Genomic DNA, 15,053 nt, shown 5'->3' with positions numbered 1-15,053 from the left:
CCTAAGGAACGTTTTAACTTAACTATGCAGAAGGACGACTCCTTGCAAGTTGAAGTAAAAGTGATCGATCCAGATCTTGCGTCGAGATTAATCGAAAGCAATGTCAAAAGCCAAGGCTATTTCGAACTTACCGACCAGGATTTTAACGAAATGCTGGATAAATTCCATGCATTAGAAAGGCACCTCAAGCAAGAAGGGCTGATTCGTGATAATGGAGGCCGGTAACATTGCCAGAGAGAATCATCCTAACCCAGCTATTATATCGCTGATTTCCTTTGCCCGGTTTACCACCATAAAGTGTGAACCGTCAGGTATCACATGGTCTGCTTTTACAAACCGATAAGGCAATATCCGGTCAGCGGTGCCATGTATATGTATGGTATTTGCTGGTACAACGTTGTTGTTCCAAGTGGCGATGCCATTCACTGCCCATCGGAAGAACGTCGGATCCGTATCGGCAAGTATATCCGCCAGCAGCGATCTATCCTCGGGCGTCTCTGCTCCGAACAGCCAATAGAGCCATCGATTCGTTTTTGTTATCTGTGAGTCAGACATCAATTGGTGCAGGCTCAAGCCTCCAAGCCATCGGTAATAACGAGGTATTTCGGCCCTGCTTTTAGCAGATGATATCAGAATTACGTGTTCAGCCTGCACGTATTTACTTACCTCCATGGCCATCATGCCACCGAATGAAAGCCCTACCAATATCGGTAACGATGCGGTTATTTGAGCAGCAATACGTTCAGCATATCCAGTTATCGATTCATTTGCCAATGGGGGCACCCAACTAATATGTCGTATTTCGCCGGGAAATTCCAATCCTTGAAATGCCCGATGGTCCGCACCCAATCCACTGAAGAGATAATAGGTTCTCATTCAAATTTAAAGAAATGCCCAAGCATATTTCGGAAAGTCAGATATCGTTTCAAATATAAGAATTACGCTCTTCGTTTTAGCACATTGGGAATCAAGCGTTTTTCGTGTACTGTTGATGCAAAGTTATGATATTTTTTAACGGCATTGTTTTAAAGCACCTGCGGCTTAATCTCAAACAAGTAAGGCCACATTTTCCCGGTTACATAGAGCGTGCTGTCCTGCTTGTTGTAAGCAATGCCGTTCAGCTCGTTATTTTCGGGCTTATGATCATATATCCCAATCAGATTTATCTTTGATTCAACGACGCCATTTAGCGGGTTGATTACCACGATATAATCTTCTTGGTAAACATTTGCATAGACCTTTCCGTTGATATACTCGAGCTCATTCAATTGGGTTATGGGCCCCTTATCGTCAAATACCGGCATGGTATGCGTTACACGGAATGTTTTCGGGTCAATAAAGTACAATACATTTGAACCATCCGTTTTGATCAGTTTCGTGCCGTCATACGTTAGTCCCCAGCCTTCGCGCGGCTGATCATAATTGAAGGTCCTAATGAGCCCGAACGAATGCTTGTCAAATACGAAGCAGGTGTTTTCCCGATAGGTCAATACATAGATACTATCCCCCACGAAGGTCATCCCTTCACCGAAATAGCTATCGCCTATTTTTTTTGACCGGGTGACTTTTCCCGATTTCAAATCAACCGTCCGCAGTGTTGAAGCCCCCTTGATACCGGTCGTCTCATAGAGTATTCCATCCTCAATTTGCAAACCCTGCGTGTACGCGGTGGAATCGTGCGGAAATTTGTTGACAACATCATACCGGAACTGCTTTGCTGGCGGGGGCACAATGGTAAACGTAGCGAAAACCCGCAATCTTTTGCCGGTGTTGAGGAATACGAGGGCGGAGGTGGTGTGTTGGCCCATCTTCAGTTCATCTGGATTGACAACCAACCCATCAGCTCCATTTTTAACGTTGAAAACCTCGTTGTCGATGTAATACTGAATCGAATCGATATTTGAGGGCAATCCTTCTATCGTCAGGTCTATGGGCTCACCTAGTAAAATTCTCTTGCCTTCCTCCACATCTCTAAAATGTAGCTCTGGAGATCCTGTACATGACAGTAAGAAAATAGCTAATGAGAAACACAAGATTTTTATTTTCATTACTTTCTTGATTGGAATGTATTTTCCTGATCGCCGGATACAACGACTCGGTTTTCGCTTACAAGTTCCGCCAATACTCCCTCCAAGACCTTCTCTTCCTTGCCGGCAATATATTAGGTGCTTCGGCGTATTGAGAAAGCCGCAACCAATCAACCACGGGTTCACAGGGCATCAAATGGATTCACTAATTTAATTTTGTTGATTCGCTCAAAATCTTTCGTATTGCGGGTAATCAACGTCAATTCATCTGCCAACGCAGATGACGCAATGATAGTCTATTCCCATTCGTTGCGTAGGTCTTGAAGTTGGCGGTCTATCTCATCTTTATTTTGGGGAGTCATTGCCCCTTTGTATTTAGCGATGAGATCTTTCTTCAATTCTTTATCGGTCGAGGTCTGCCTGCGAACACGGACGAGCTTCAGCAATTCCAAATCCTTGAGCAGGTTCATCGCCTTATCGTTCAAAATATCTAATGTCACAGTTTTCATAATACACAAAGATAGCAAACTTATTTAAGCAAAGTAATGCACTTGCGATCCTCCGGATTGGATAGGATGACGTTAGGTTCGGCATTACCCGGGTTTCAAAGAATTTACTCCCAGTAAACAGGTGTTTGCTCCAAGCGCCCCCTTTACGCCAGAACCAAGGTCTAATTATCCGATGAATAGCTTACGCTGGCATTGGCACAGGCACCAAGCCCCCTGTCCCGATAAATAGCGATGGACTGACGGTAAACGTCAGGTTGGCCCCAAAGGGTATGTAATTGGTTTATTTGCTAGCATTCATTTTCCCTGTTTTCGAGGATTGTGTGGAACCAAACCGCCCAATACCTTTGTATTGTTTACTTGATGTATTGGGAATATGAAAATAAGGACTATCGCGCTTGCTTTTGTTGCTGCTTTCGCTCTGTTGTCATGCGGCAAAAACGATGATACAAATCCCGACGGGGAGGGTGGTGACGCCTCTAGGCAGTTGGCAGGAAAACTCATTTACACCTTCACCGGCAATGTGTACCAGTTGGACTTAACGACAAACCAGCAAAGTGTCTTGTTCACCTATAATACGTATGGATTCAATAACTGGGACATGAGCTGGGACGAGCAGTTTAGGCTGACCAGCGAGCGGGAGGGCGGGGTATTTGACGTTGCTAAAATTACGCTGGTACGCAACGAAGATGGTGCTATTGTAGATGAGTTTGACTATGACTCGCCGTACGGAACGGATACCGATATAGCAGCTTTTCTCTCGCCGGACAATACGAAAGTGGCATATAATCCGACTTTTGACAATGGTATTGTCATTACGGATCTGGACGGGAACTTAATTGTCCACTTGGAGTCTGTAAATGTCTCACAGGAAACCGTGGCATTTGGAATCAGCGATGAGGTATTATGGCTTCCCGACAATAGTATTTTATTTACGCTGAACGACCGCTATATACTCAAGTCCGATCCCCCATATACCAGCCTTTCTTTGGTAAAAGACATGCCCTACACCCTATGGGGCAACCTAAGGGTGAATAAACAGGGTACCCAGCTTTCCATGATGGTAAGCAATCATATCTATGTGATGGATATGGATGGTAATAATCTGAGGCAAGTAACGGAAAGCAGCGATGGAGAAATCCATGCCGACTTCTCGCCGGACGGGAAACACTTGCTGGTAGCGAAAAAAATCGGGCCGACATTCTTTTACTGGAATCTCGCCATTGTCCCGAATGACGGGCAGGTCTATAATATGGATAACAGCGAGGATGTAATCATTATAAAGCCTGAAGGTGAAACGACCCTGCCAGCGGTTGACGGTAGTACATTCTGGATAGAATAATCAAAGGAAAGCGTTTCGCTTAAATGTATTTCATTTCCGAAGCTTTATAAATTAAAGCAGCTACGTTGCTTGCATTGAATTTTTTGAGTAACGTTTTTCGATAGCTTTCAACGGTTAGGTGGCTGATAAAGATTTTTTCTCCAATCTCATGGGAATTGAGTCCACGGGCGAGGAACTCAAGCACTTCCTGCTCCCGGCGTGTCAGCACCGGGAAGGTGTCTTTTGTCTTCGGATGATTAATCAGCCGGTCGATTTCTTCACTCAGCCCTATTTTTCCGGCTACCACTGAATGAATGCAGTCCAGTATTTCCTCTGCAGAAGCATTCTTCAGCACATATCCCGATGCGCCTGCATCGAGCATGCGCCGGATGACGCTGTACTCGTTGCTGTTGCTGATTCCGACCACTTTGATGTTACGATTGTGTTTTACAATTTGGTCGCATGCATCAATACCGTTCATGTCGGGCAGGTTAATGTCTAGCAGTACCACATCCGGATTTTCTTTTTCGATAAAAGCCATTGCAGGCCCTGCCTCCCTAAAATCGGCCAGTAATTCAAATTCAGGGATGTGCTGGATTATGTGGATGAATCCCTGTAAAACTACAGGATGGTCGTCTACGACGATGAGTGTGATTTTTCTTGTCATACGGGAATTTCGATGCTGATGGTGGTGCCTCGGTCTGGCTGCGAATCTGTTTCCATCCGGCCGTTTAGCAGGGCAACCCGGTTTTCGATGCTTTTTAGTCCTATTCCTCCGGTTTTTAAGTACGATGTGTCAAATCCTTTTCCGTTATCTTCCACGGTGAGAAACAAATGATCCTTCTCGTCACTGCACTGTACGAGGATCTGAGAAGCGCCGGCATGTTTAAGCGCATTGTTGAGCAATTCCTGAACAATGCGGTAGACATTGGTCATCACACGGTCGGCATACGCCTGTTTCAGATCCAATCCCTGAAAAACAATACGGGTACGCTCGGAATTGCGGAATTTGCACAAGTCCGAAAGCGCGTTTTCCAGCCCGATGTTAAGTAGCGCCTCGGGCATCATGTTTCGGGCGATACGCCTTAATTCATTGGAGGCTTTGTTTAAGTCTTCTATTGCAATCGGCAACTCTTCTTCATCCGGTTGCACAGTAGTGCTGGGGCTGTGGGAATTCAATGCGGATAGACGAAGCTTTATTCCTGCTAAAAGCCCTCCTAAACCGTCATGCAGGTCACGGGCAATTCGATTTCGCTCTTCTTCCTGGGCCTGGAGGATAATTTGGTATTGGTTCAACTGCTCCTTTTGTGCGATGGACTGGAGTCTCGCCCTCGCGAGTTTCCACAAAAAGAATGCAATTACAAATGCCAATAAACCCAGCGATGCTAACAGGATAATCCAAATCCGGCTCTTATTCAACGCCAGCCGCTGTTTTTGATTCGTATCCTGTAACCGGAGTATTTCGTTTTCTTTTTCCAACGAATGAAATCTCTTTTCGAGTGCGATGATTTCATTCGTTTTGTCTGCGCGGTAAAGGCTATCTTTTGCCAAAGCGTATCGCTGCATTTGTTCAAAAGCTACCCGAAAGCTACCCAATTTGTAATCGATGTCGGCCATTTCACGCAAATGCAACAGGCTGTCTGCCCCGGTGACGGCGAAATTATAACGATTGGATTGCATAAGCATGTTTTTTGCGTCCTTATAGTTTCCTTCATCCCGATAGGTCTGAAATAATTCGTAGTAACTGTCGCGGATGGCCTTATCATCGTAACCTGTTTTCCCAAGTGCTATGGCCTTCAACAGATAAGCTTTTGCTTGGTCATATGCTTTTATATGCCGATGATAACGGCCCTCTGTACGATAATAATAGGGAATTTCCAGAGAATGGGGCATGGACTTGCTCAATGCAGACGCGTGGTCGAGATACTGCCTGCCTTTTGGCACCTTGTTTCCCAATATAGCCGCATTTGCGGCATAGATGTAAGCTGTAAAAAGATTCTTCTTGTCACCTTCCCCGCTTTTTAAAGCGTGGATGGCCTGATTGAAATACCGGTCGGCTTCGTCATATAACAATTTGTTGGTGAGCAGTAAGCCAATGTTTGTCAAGCCGTTGGCAGCCGCTAAGCTGTCTCCGGCAAGGCGGGCGTAGGGGATTGCCTTGTCAATGATGGTCTGCATGTATGTTTCCGGGCGGTCCTCGATTTGATAAAGGATGCCGTAATTATTCCAAACCTTGGAAAGGTATTTATAAGAATCGGGTGTTTTATATGCGGAAAGCAAACTATCGGCAAGCATGTATTTCTTTCGGGCGACTTCGATATCGTGACTGAAAACCACGTTGGCCGTATAAAGATGGATCAATCCGTATTGAAAGTTTGAAAGGCGGTCCGGAAGTAGCTTTTTTGCTTCGTCAATAAAATGATATGCCCGGGATGTATCTATTTCGCTCCAATAAAGACTTAAATCAAGATAACCGGTGAATTTTTTATCTTTTTCCACCGTATTTTCAAGGATAGCAAGAACGCTGTCGGTGTATTGCTTTTGGGCCGCTTTCCATTGCGCGAACGCTTGGTCGTTGGCAATAGTAAGCAAACAAGAACACAGGCCGATAATCCGATAGATGTGAACCCTTAAAACATAGCGGCTCGATAGTATGCTATATCTACTTATCACCTGATGGTAGTTGAATTTACAGCAATATAAACATACAAAAATAAAATTAAAGCAAAGTCCGCTTGGAATACTAATCCCATTGGGGCGGATTCCCGTTATCTTTCAGGTAACGGGTTTCTTTTTATCATCCCATTGTCTTTTTAACATGTCTTAACAGACCTGCTGTAACAAATCGGGGCCGGAATGCGTTATATAGTCAGTTAGTAAATTTGTCTTTTCATAATTTAGGTTTATAATTGGTTAGTTTGAAAGCCCCGATTCTCCCCGTTTCGGGGCTTCTTTTTTGAACTATGCAGGTCGTTTAATGTCAAGGGTTAGCTGTAACTGTGTCCGTTACGGAAATACCGATTATTGTCAGGGCAGGGGAGACCGAGCCGATTTTCCCCTCAGATATTCAGGCAATACGTCTTCGTTTTTTACGGGCAAGCTATACTTAATTGCTAAATACAAATCTCGCTTGGAAATAAGGTGTTGATTGGCGTCAAATTGTGCGGTCATATCCACGAAATTATAGAGTATGTGCTCATCGGATAATTCTGTTCTTTGAAGTCGGCAGCTTATCAACTACCAGTATATGGCTTTTTGAGTTGGCAACCTGTGGCGCGTGAAGATCTGGTTGTCAGCAGGATTGATTACCTTTGTGTAAAGGTTGATTACGATGATAACTCAAAACGCCTATTGATCTTGTTCGTATGAAATTACCATTGCTCGCGTTTTCGCTTCTTTTCCTTTCATCGGCCGATAAGGACGTTCGAAAAGTGTTTGACGTGCACCTTCATGGTCACGATCAAATTGCCGTACAGCTTGCCGCGCTGGAGGAGGCAGGCGTGTATCGGGCGGCAGTAAGTACATCGTGGGATTTACAAGATAGCTACCGGGGTAGGTCCAAAATTGATTTCTTGTACGGCCTTATGTTCCCCTGCTCCGAAGGCCGGGTTCCCTATAGTCTCCAGCCCTGTTTTTCCAACGGTCAGGACTGGCCAGCCATCCAATGGGTCGAGGAACAGATAAAAGCGGGAAAGATTGATTTTTTAGGCGAAGTCTTGAGCCAATACTATGGTATTTCGTCGTCAGATTCGTTGTTGTTTCCCTATTACGCATTAGCGCAGCGGTACAATCTTCCTGTTGGCATACATACCGGCGGAGCTGGACCCAATCACGGCGCGCTAAACTTCAAGGAAGAACTTGGTAACCCTTTGTACCTAGCAAAAATGCTTTCAACGTTTCCCAAGTTAAGGGTCTGGATCATGCATGCCGGAGACAGTTACTATACCGATGCAATTACCATCATGGAGCAATACAGCCAAGTCTATGCAGATATTTCCGTTCTGTCCAATCCAGCTATTGTATCCGCAGATCGTTTTGCCACTATCATGAATGCTTTCGTGGAGGCCGGGTTAGAAGATCGACTTATGTTGGGCACCGACAATGGCAACGTACAGCAAGTCATTGCCGCCGTAGACGGGCTTCCCTTTTTATCAAAGCACCAGAAGGACAAGATTTTTTTCCGAAATGCGGTGCGTTTTTTTGATAGCCCTTAGCCCCAGCCGGTTTTGTAGTCCGAACGGTCAAAATCGAATCCGTCGTGTTCACGGTATGGTATAAGAGGAAGAAAGGGATTCCATTTGCTATCAATAGCAAACATGGTAGTATGCTAAAAAGTCCGTAGCTACTCAGGCAACTTCTTTATTTTCCTCAGGCTTTTGTTAGCTTGAGCCAGTTTTCTAGGGGCCAAAACTTTGCCCTTCAACTTATTCAGCTGTTCGTCAATGGTAATTGTCACTTTGTTACCAAGGACAACGTCTTCAATCTTCACTGCCTTTTTCATGATATACAAAATTATGATTTTTTCCTTTTAATGAGAAACCCCTTAGCTGCCAGTTTTTTATTGACTTCCCCCCAGAAAACCGGAGCATTTAAAACTAGAGATTCGGTGATTAAATCACTACTTTTAAACGGGAGGAATATCCATGAAAAAATCGAAGTTCACCGAGGCCCAGATCGCGTTTGCGATCAAGCAGAGCGAGACAGGTACGAAGGTGGAGGAGGTGTGCAGGAAGATGGGCATCAGCGAGGCGACGTTCTACAACTGGAAGAAAAAGTATTCAGATTTAGGTGTGCCCGAGTTGCGGCGGTTACGGCAGCTTGAGGAGGAGAACGCGCAGCTGAAGAAACTGGTTGCAGATCTCAGCCTGGACAAGCAGATGCTGCAGGACGTATTAAAAAAAAGTTTTGAAGCCTTCTCAGCGTAGGAAGATGGTGATCGGCCTGGTATCGGACTACCGTATTTCCCTTCGCCGGGCGTGCGAGGTATCGCTGCTGAGCACCTCGGTCTGGTATTACCGGGCACACCGCCGGGAGGATCTTCCCATACGGCAGCGGATCCGGGATATCGCCCAAACGCGGGTCCGCTACGGCCTTTGACGTATCTATGTGCTGTTGCGCCGGGAAGGCTGGCGGGACAACCATAAGCGGGTCTATCGTATTTATAAAGAAGGGGGGATCTGCGGGTCAAGCGCCCACGGCGATGTCGGGCGGCTTCCCCACCGGTCGGAACCGCCGTCATTTTCCAGTTTACACGATTGCTGGAGCATGGAGTTAGCTTCGCTGCTACTTCGTGGTTGTCGCTGATGCGCTCTTTGACGGCAAGAAAATACGCTGCTTAACGATAGTCGATAATTATAGTAGGAGATGCATGGCCATCCATGTTGACCAGGGCATAAAAGTTGTCCAGGTTGTGAAATCCTTGAAGGACTCCGCTTATTCGGGGATGGCGGCCAAAAGAGATACGGGTGGATAACAGCTTCGAGTTCATATCCAAAGACGTGGACTGGTGCGTCTATGGGCAAAATGTTGAACTTGTCTTTTCCAGACCCGGGAAACCGACGGATAATCCGTATATTGAGTCGTTCAATGGAAGCTTCCGGGACGAGTGCCTCAACGCCCAGAGGTTCCTGTCATTGGAGGATGCAAGGGAGAAAATCGAAGCAAGGCGGATCAAGTATAATACGTCCAGGCCACACAGTAATCTCGGGAATCTGACCCCGAAATGTTCATAGAAAATCAGGTCAATAAAGCCGAATTCTCTATTTTAGCATGGTTCGGGAATTGGGAGGAGGTAACACCTATCTCTACAAATTGTAAATTAACTAGTGGTGAAACCGAGATGCAAATAATATTGACACGCAGGGCCATCATTATTTGCATCGAGCTCTCATCAGCCCATAAAAAATAGTCAGATGAAATGGAAGCCCCTATTAATCGTGTTAGTCGTAATAATTGTTATTACCAATTTACCGATGATTACAAAAAATTTTATTGTTCTATTTGACGGTAAAGACCATTTTAGATATGCCAATGCAGATGCGTCCTTTACCAGAATTCAAGGGTTTGGCTTCAAGGATGGTTTTTTTTTCCCTAAGCAAATAGAACGATTTATTGAAGAGGAAAAACCTTCTCAAGAAAATTCAACGTTATACCGTTTATATCGGATTAATCCATTCTGTTTTTGGCGGTGGTCTTACTATTTATCTACAAGTGTTGATTTTGAGTATAAACCATGGAAGGAGATTGAACCTAACCGGGTTCCTTACGATCCGGAAAATAGGTGGCAAGACTTTTAGATATAAGTTCTTGGAGATTTTGCGTCGGAAATTGGAGTACTGCCCTGTTCCAGGCAGACCCTCAGGGCACCCCGACTCGGCCAGTTCAATCGTTGCCCCTGACGGCAATTGTATTGTACATGGAGTTTATGGCAAAAGGGGTAAAATTGTATGGGATATAAATTCCGTTGACATTATTAGTTTTATTTATTAGCTTTGGGTAAGGACCTGATAAACAGTGTAAGTATGATCATGGATAAACCCAAAACCATTATAAAATATAGGCAGAAATGGAAAAGATTATTGAAGATATACGGCATATATTAGAGCAAGCCGGAAGAAAGGTCTGCAGCGCAACCAACTCTGCGATGATAGAGGCTTATTGGCTGACCGGACAATTGTAAAGTACTCGGTGCCGAAGAAGAACTAGCTGCTGAGATTGAACGGGAGAAACAGGTTAACGTTCATTGCAAGCCGCTTATGGCAACTAGCTATAAGGACACATCTATCAAAAATAGGGAAATGACAGGATCTATAATACACTTCTCGATGAACATGTTAAGTCATTTATATGGCAAGCGCAAATTTTGGAAAGGACCTATAGGGACCGATAAAGAAACCTATTTATCTTGTCTACTCCTTCTATTTCTAATACCAGTTTCCCTAAATGCCCAAACCAAAATTGAAATTGGAGAAAACCGAATTGCCAAAAGTACGTTTGTGGCTAAGCCGTCAAAAGATGGACGCCATATTATCATTAATGAGAGTAGCAGGATCATAGCTAAACACGAAGATACCCCGGGTTCTATGCAAAGTCCTGGAGGCGTGAGGTTAGCTAAACCGAACAGCATCACTCTGGCTGTCAGAAAGGAACTTGGAACAGGAAGGATGCAGGAACTGTCACCTGAAAAATACATCACTGTTGTCGTGTATCATAACGGTAAAGGAAAAACAATCGCTGTACAATTTTCGCTTGATCCGAACAGTTTGATTACCTTGGAAGAGATTGAAAGGTTGAACAAGGCAATTAAGAAAAATGTTTCGTTCGTGATTCCATTTGAACCGGGAATTGATAAATCAAAACGATTTATACCAACTGCGCAAATTGTTCGTTTTGATAGCTGTTCAATTTGTTCGTTGAGATAAATAATGAAGAGTCTAATTCCCCGATTCTCCCCGTTTTGGGGTTTCTTTTTGGCTCGTCAGATTGACCGTGTAGCCAATTCGGTGGTCATGATGGGATTTCACTTTTTGTTGACCCTTTTCTTCTTAATCTTCAACATCCGGTGGTGGCAATTTCGCAATAGGAGGGAGCAATGAAAAATCAGATCAAAATAAATCGGGTCATCAGAGGCTTCTCTCAAGAGACATTGGCGCAGGCGGTCGGAGTAAGTCGGCAAACGATCAACGCTTTGGAAGCTGCGAATTATATGTGGATAATACCTGTAATTGTTTTGGCCTGCCCTAAACCCTGTATAATTGACTAAAGTTTCCTATCATTGTGTTTAAATCTTCATTAATTGGCAGGAGTTAAGCAATTAGCGGGACAAGCCCTTTGGTACGGCATAAGTAATATTGCAGCCAGGTTCCTCAACTATTTACTTACCCCCATCCTTACCTATTTGATGGCAGACGCCGCGGGCGTGCACGACTATGGAGGTTACAGTTTATTGTACGCCTGGATTGCCGTTGCCAATATTATCTTTACCTATGGATTTGAAACAGGCTACTTTCGTTTCTCTATTAAAGAGGGGATAGATCGGGATTCGTTATTCCAGACCGCGTTCGGTTCGATCGTAATCAGCACGTTCGTGTTGATCCTCGTCATTTCCCCTTTTAGCGGATCGATAAACAGCTTCCTGAATCTCGATGGCCATCCCGAATATATCCTATGGGGTTTGTTCTTAATCGGACTGGATGCATTGTCCGCAATTCCCTTTGCAAAATTGAGGCAGGAGAACCGTCCGAAGAAGTATGTTTTCGTCAAATTATCGGGTATCGTTATCAATATTGTATTGACCCTGTTCTTACTCGTGGTGTTGCCCAGATATGCAACAAACCACCCCGACGGCGCCCTTGCCCAGTGGCTCGGCATGAATAATCGGATTGGCTTGCTCTTACTGGCCAATATCACACAAAATCTCGTCGTTTTTCTTTTACTTTTTCCGGAATGGAAAAGCTTCAGATTTAAGCTTAATACAGTGCTCTGGAAACAACTATTCAGCTATAGTGCACCGATGATTTTCATCGGTTTGGCCGGCATGATAAACGAAGTAATCGATCGGCAGATGCTGGCCAGCCTAATCCCATCACATTCTGATGCACAAAGCACCGTAGGCATCTATTCCGCAAATTATAAACTGGCCATATTTATCACACTGTTTATTCAGGCTTTTAAAATGGCCGCAGAGCCCTTTTTCTTCAATCAACCAAAAGGCAAAAGTGCGCCGGCCCTCTATGCAAGGGTGATGAAATGGTTTGTTGTTACGCTTGCGCTGGCCTTCCTATTTTCAGCGTTGTACCTCGATATCTGGCAATATATGATTGGCGCATCCTATCGATCCGGGCTTGGTATCGTACCCATTCTATTAGGTGCCAACATATGTCTGGGCATCTATTATAACCTATCCATATGGTATAAACTGACTGATCGTTTACGTGTAGGCCTGTACATCAGCCTGCTGGGTACGGCCATTACCCTGATCGGTAATTATTTTTTAATCCCCTATTACGGTATGTACGCCGCGGCGTGGACGACGTTGGTTTGCTACGCCACGATGATGTCAGTCGCTTACTTTATGGGGCAACGGCATTATTATATCCCATATCCAGTGAAAAGGATAGCTGTTTATTTGTCCGCTATGCTGATTTGTTTTGCGATAAAGAGTAGCATCAATTCTGTGTCGAGCTCATGGAATACAACATGGCAGCTGGCTTTAAGGTTGCCGGTAGCAACTCTTCTGACAGTATCGTATCTTTTACTCATTTTGAAATTGGAGCGTAATGAGCTGATAAACCTGCGTTTCATTCCTCAATGGTTGAAACGACCACATTAGGGTATATCGATTCGGCGTTTGTCAAATTGATTTATGCCCTAAATCGCTAACTCAATTCCCAGGTTAATGTTGTAAATAAACCGGAAATGATGTTCGGATATGGTGTTTTCACGCAGATCTACATCGATATTCGGTCCGTTGATTGAAGTTTCACCATTTGTGATAAAAAAATACTGCATGCCCGGTTGTCCGTAAATGCGCAATGCAAAGCCCTTCGTAAGCGGAAAGCGGTAACCGAGCTGCAGGAATGCCGCGCTGCCAGCTAAAAATTGTGGGGAGTCATATTCCCGCTGGCGTTCGATTTCGCTACTGGAGCTTTTGGTGAGCCTGCCAATGTTAAAAATTTCCACCCGGACGCCGGTGAACAAACCGTAGCCCTGGAAAGGGAAGATTGCCGCGTCGCCGAATATCCCTAATGATGCCGCTTGCAAGCCCCCCACGCCGTCAAAGGAAAGCGGAAAATTACGTGTGGCAATGCCAACTTTGAACTCCGCATCCTTTCGGATCAGACTGACCGGTTTCCGGACATATATTTCACCACCGAACCGGTTATTGCTTCAGCGGTCTATGTGGCTGGGAACGTCGCTCAAAAAGCCGATTTGATTGTGTTGTGTAGCGGTGCTGATTTCGAGACCCTTTATCCCGATCGGTTTGCGTCATTGCCTATTACCAAGTGCAAATTGCAGATGATGCGCTTGGTACCCCAGCCCAATGACTGGCGCATCGGACCGCCCTTATGCGGCGGACTGTCGAGGGGAAATCGGCCCAATGCCTTTCTCAGAGAGAGCCCGAACAGGTTGCCGACAGTCGTGAAACCGATCGTGACCCCCCGGGCTTTACCTTCTCATTCTCATTGCCGTCAATATATTCCTAAAACATCGGCTCCTGGCGATTGTCCCAAAAGAAAAGAACTTTAATACGATCTTGCCTGACCTCGTAAAACACAGAAGATATTTTGTCAATCAAAGCCCGCCTAATATTGGGATCAAATTTGGTAGCCTGGTATAAATATGGATTCTGGCTGACTAGTTCCAATACTTTGATAGTACTCTTCTCGAAACGTTGCTCATACTTTTCACCAAACCGCTCCTTGATCTGTGCGCAAATTGCATCGAAGGTTTCGACGGCACGTTCGGATAGATCGATAGGTAAACTCAACGTTTATTAGCAATTTTTTCCTTGAATGCCTCAAAGGTAATCGTACGCCCGGCATCGACATCCGCTTGCCCCCTTCTTATGCCCTCGATTACATGCGAGGGTAATACCTCTTCATCTTGGCGTTCAAAAGGAACTTTGAGAGCCTCAAGAAATGCTCTAAGTGCTTTTTCTTGCGACTTATTCGGGTGCACGATGTATGTGTCCATACTAATTTCTCCTTAATTACTACTCCGCTAAGGTACTAAAATTTGCTGAAAACGTAAACAGCAATGGCTTGGCAATTTCTATTTCCAAGTGTAGCTCCGTATTGTCGGTAAGCATTTGCCTGATACGTGTAAAAACACGCATGATTTGAATATTGACAGCTACCGCCCTTTCGCTATTCAGAATACTGGACAGCATGGCCACCCCCTGCTCGGTAAAGGCAAAGGGAGTGGCAGGACTGAATTTGACTCCTTCAGGTAGGTTATCACAAATTGTGATAAGCTCCTTCCATTCATCTTTGGTAAGCTGAAACATAAAATCATCTGGGAACCTGTTTTGTTTCCTTTTCACCGCTTGTTTGAGTGTACGGTTTTCCACGTCGTACAATGCAGCAAGATGAAAATCCAACATCACTTTCTGTCCTCTGATGTTGAAAATTTGATTCATTACCGATTCGGTAGCTATCACTATTTCACTGTTATCTAGTTCGGTTTTGGCCATAAGTT

At 44.7% G+C, this 15,053-nt stretch carries 17 protein-coding genes and 1 pseudogene; 9 read left to right on the top strand and 9 right to left on the bottom strand.

All coding sequences use genetic code 11. From position 1 onward, the window contains the following. Window positions 1-24: 24 nt before the first annotated feature. Complete coding sequence (locus tag ACFQRK_RS22085) at window positions 25-225, top strand: hypothetical protein (RefSeq protein ID WP_379010427.1); 201 nt, start codon at window positions 25-27, stop codon at window positions 223-225. A 15-nt stretch (window positions 226-240) separates the two neighbouring features. Here the strand turns inward: ACFQRK_RS22085 and ACFQRK_RS22080 are convergent, their stop codons facing one another. The 3 genes from ACFQRK_RS22080 to ACFQRK_RS22070 form a co-directional block, all read right to left on the bottom strand. Further along, window positions 241-876 (bottom strand): alpha/beta hydrolase family protein, encoded by a 636-nt coding sequence (locus ACFQRK_RS22080; RefSeq protein WP_379010426.1) that lies wholly within the window; start codon window positions 874-876, stop codon window positions 241-243. 149 nt (window positions 877-1,025) lie between these two features. Further along, entirely contained in the window at window positions 1,026-2,048 is a 1,023-nt protein-coding gene (locus ACFQRK_RS22075; protein WP_379010425.1) for a glutaminyl-peptide cyclotransferase, read from the bottom strand. Between the two features lie 275 nt (window positions 2,049-2,323). Continuing rightward, window positions 2,324-2,536: a hypothetical protein gene (locus ACFQRK_RS22070; protein WP_379010423.1), complete on the bottom strand. Its 213-nt coding sequence runs from the start codon at window positions 2,534-2,536 to the stop codon at window positions 2,324-2,326. A gap of 373 nt (window positions 2,537-2,909) precedes the next feature. On the opposite strand from ACFQRK_RS22070, the gene ACFQRK_RS22065 reads away from it, so the two are divergent. Next, window positions 2,910-3,875, top strand: coding sequence for a TolB family protein (locus ACFQRK_RS22065; RefSeq protein WP_379010421.1), 966 nt, complete (start codon window positions 2,910-2,912; stop codon window positions 3,873-3,875). A gap of 19 nt (window positions 3,876-3,894) precedes the next feature. Here the strand turns inward: ACFQRK_RS22065 and ACFQRK_RS22060 are convergent, their stop codons facing one another. Together ACFQRK_RS22060 and ACFQRK_RS22055 are read right to left on the bottom strand one after the other, a co-directional pair. After that, window positions 3,895-4,521, bottom strand: coding sequence for a response regulator (locus tag ACFQRK_RS22060; protein ID WP_379010419.1), 627 nt, complete (start codon window positions 4,519-4,521; stop codon window positions 3,895-3,897). Beyond that, a complete protein-coding gene (locus tag ACFQRK_RS22055; RefSeq protein ID WP_379010418.1) occupies window positions 4,518-6,527 on the bottom strand; it encodes a sensor histidine kinase in 2,010 nt (669 codons plus the stop codon). Before ACFQRK_RS22055 ends, ACFQRK_RS22060 begins: the two co-directional genes overlap by 4 nt. A 692-nt stretch (window positions 6,528-7,219) precedes the next feature. On the opposite strand from ACFQRK_RS22055, the gene ACFQRK_RS22050 reads away from it, so the two are divergent. Beyond that, window positions 7,220-8,068, top strand: a complete 849-nt coding sequence (locus ACFQRK_RS22050) for an amidohydrolase family protein (RefSeq protein ID WP_379010417.1) — start codon at window positions 7,220-7,222, stop codon at window positions 8,066-8,068. A 128-nt stretch (window positions 8,069-8,196) separates the two neighbouring features. Here the strand turns inward: ACFQRK_RS22050 and ACFQRK_RS22045 are convergent, their stop codons facing one another. Next, window positions 8,197-8,355, bottom strand: a complete 159-nt coding sequence (locus ACFQRK_RS22045) for a hypothetical protein (protein WP_188747639.1) — start codon at window positions 8,353-8,355, stop codon at window positions 8,197-8,199. A 142-nt stretch (window positions 8,356-8,497) separates the two neighbouring features. On the opposite strand from ACFQRK_RS22045, the pseudogene ACFQRK_RS22040 reads away from it, so the two are divergent. The 5 genes and pseudogenes from ACFQRK_RS22040 (at window position 8,498) to ACFQRK_RS22020 (ending at window position 13,185) form a co-directional block, all read left to right on the top strand. Further along, window positions 8,498-9,586: pseudogene (locus tag ACFQRK_RS22040) on the top strand (IS3 family transposase). Window positions 9,587-9,766: 180 nt separating this feature from the next. Beyond that, entirely contained in the window at window positions 9,767-10,150 is a 384-nt protein-coding gene (locus ACFQRK_RS22035; RefSeq protein WP_379010415.1) for a hypothetical protein, read from the top strand. 528 nt (window positions 10,151-10,678) lie between these two features. Next, a complete protein-coding gene (locus ACFQRK_RS22030; RefSeq protein ID WP_379010414.1) occupies window positions 10,679-11,275 on the top strand; it encodes a hypothetical protein in 597 nt (198 codons plus the stop codon). A 170-nt stretch (window positions 11,276-11,445) separates the two neighbouring features. Continuing rightward, entirely contained in the window at window positions 11,446-11,616 is a 171-nt protein-coding gene (locus ACFQRK_RS22025; protein WP_379010412.1) for a helix-turn-helix transcriptional regulator, read from the top strand. 33 nt (window positions 11,617-11,649) lie between these two features. Continuing rightward, the gene (locus tag ACFQRK_RS22020) at window positions 11,650-13,185 is read left to right on the top strand and encodes an oligosaccharide flippase family protein (protein WP_379010411.1); all 1,536 of its coding nucleotides are present in this window, start codon (window positions 11,650-11,652) and stop codon (window positions 13,183-13,185) included. A 38-nt stretch (window positions 13,186-13,223) separates the two neighbouring features. On the opposite strand, the gene ACFQRK_RS22015 is transcribed toward ACFQRK_RS22020, so the two are convergent. After that, complete coding sequence (locus ACFQRK_RS22015) at window positions 13,224-13,616, bottom strand: hypothetical protein (RefSeq protein ID WP_379010410.1); 393 nt, start codon at window positions 13,614-13,616, stop codon at window positions 13,224-13,226. Between ACFQRK_RS22015 and ACFQRK_RS22010 the strand changes: the two genes are divergently transcribed. Continuing rightward, window positions 13,611-14,102, top strand: a complete 492-nt coding sequence (locus tag ACFQRK_RS22010; protein ID WP_379010409.1) for a hypothetical protein — start codon at window positions 13,611-13,613, stop codon at window positions 14,100-14,102. The genes ACFQRK_RS22015 and ACFQRK_RS22010 overlap by 6 nt on opposite strands. A gap of 237 nt (window positions 14,103-14,339) precedes the next feature. Here ACFQRK_RS22010 and ACFQRK_RS22005 read toward each other — a convergent pair whose 3' ends face one another. Together ACFQRK_RS22005 and ACFQRK_RS22000 are read right to left on the bottom strand one after the other, a co-directional pair. After that, entirely contained in the window at window positions 14,340-14,549 is a 210-nt protein-coding gene (locus ACFQRK_RS22005; protein ID WP_379010408.1) for a DUF2683 family protein, read from the bottom strand. A gap of 19 nt (window positions 14,550-14,568) precedes the next feature. Beyond that, window positions 14,569-15,048, bottom strand: coding sequence for an ORF6N domain-containing protein (locus ACFQRK_RS22000; RefSeq protein WP_379010406.1), 480 nt, complete (start codon window positions 15,046-15,048; stop codon window positions 14,569-14,571). Window positions 15,049-15,053 lie beyond the last annotated feature (5 nt).

This window comes from Parapedobacter sp. GCM10030251 (assembly GCF_042666505.1).
Lineage (GTDB): Bacteria > Bacteroidota > Bacteroidia > Sphingobacteriales > Sphingobacteriaceae > Parapedobacter.
Note: the sequence above shows the minus strand (reverse complement) of the source record. Positions and strands in the feature narration are given on the sequence as shown.

Coding starts and splice junctions, on each gene's coding strand:
- ACFQRK_RS22005 (WP_379010408.1), bottom strand. CDS start 14,549: ATGGACACATACATCGTGCACCCGAATAAGTCGCAAGAAAAAGCACTT.
- ACFQRK_RS22035 (WP_379010415.1), top strand. CDS start 9,767: ATGAAATGGAAGCCCCTATTAATCGTGTTAGTCGTAATAATTGTTATT.
- ACFQRK_RS22085 (WP_379010427.1), top strand. CDS start 25: ATGCAGAAGGACGACTCCTTGCAAGTTGAAGTAAAAGTGATCGATCCA.
- ACFQRK_RS22000 (WP_379010406.1), bottom strand. CDS start 15,048: ATGGCCAAAACCGAACTAGATAACAGTGAAATAGTGATAGCTACCGAA.
- ACFQRK_RS22050 (WP_379010417.1), top strand. CDS start 7,220: ATGAAATTACCATTGCTCGCGTTTTCGCTTCTTTTCCTTTCATCGGCC.
- ACFQRK_RS22045 (WP_188747639.1), bottom strand. CDS start 8,355: ATGAAAAAGGCAGTGAAGATTGAAGACGTTGTCCTTGGTAACAAAGTG.
- ACFQRK_RS22030 (WP_379010414.1), top strand. CDS start 10,679: ATGAACATGTTAAGTCATTTATATGGCAAGCGCAAATTTTGGAAAGGA.
- ACFQRK_RS22065 (WP_379010421.1), top strand. CDS start 2,910: ATGAAAATAAGGACTATCGCGCTTGCTTTTGTTGCTGCTTTCGCTCTG.
- ACFQRK_RS22080 (WP_379010426.1), bottom strand. CDS start 876: ATGAGAACCTATTATCTCTTCAGTGGATTGGGTGCGGACCATCGGGCA.
- ACFQRK_RS22070 (WP_379010423.1), bottom strand. CDS start 2,536: ATGAAAACTGTGACATTAGATATTTTGAACGATAAGGCGATGAACCTG.
- ACFQRK_RS22075 (WP_379010425.1), bottom strand. CDS start 2,048: ATGAAAATAAAAATCTTGTGTTTCTCATTAGCTATTTTCTTACTGTCA.
- ACFQRK_RS22060 (WP_379010419.1), bottom strand. CDS start 4,521: ATGACAAGAAAAATCACACTCATCGTCGTAGACGACCATCCTGTAGTT.
- ACFQRK_RS22025 (WP_379010412.1), top strand. CDS start 11,446: ATGAAAAATCAGATCAAAATAAATCGGGTCATCAGAGGCTTCTCTCAA.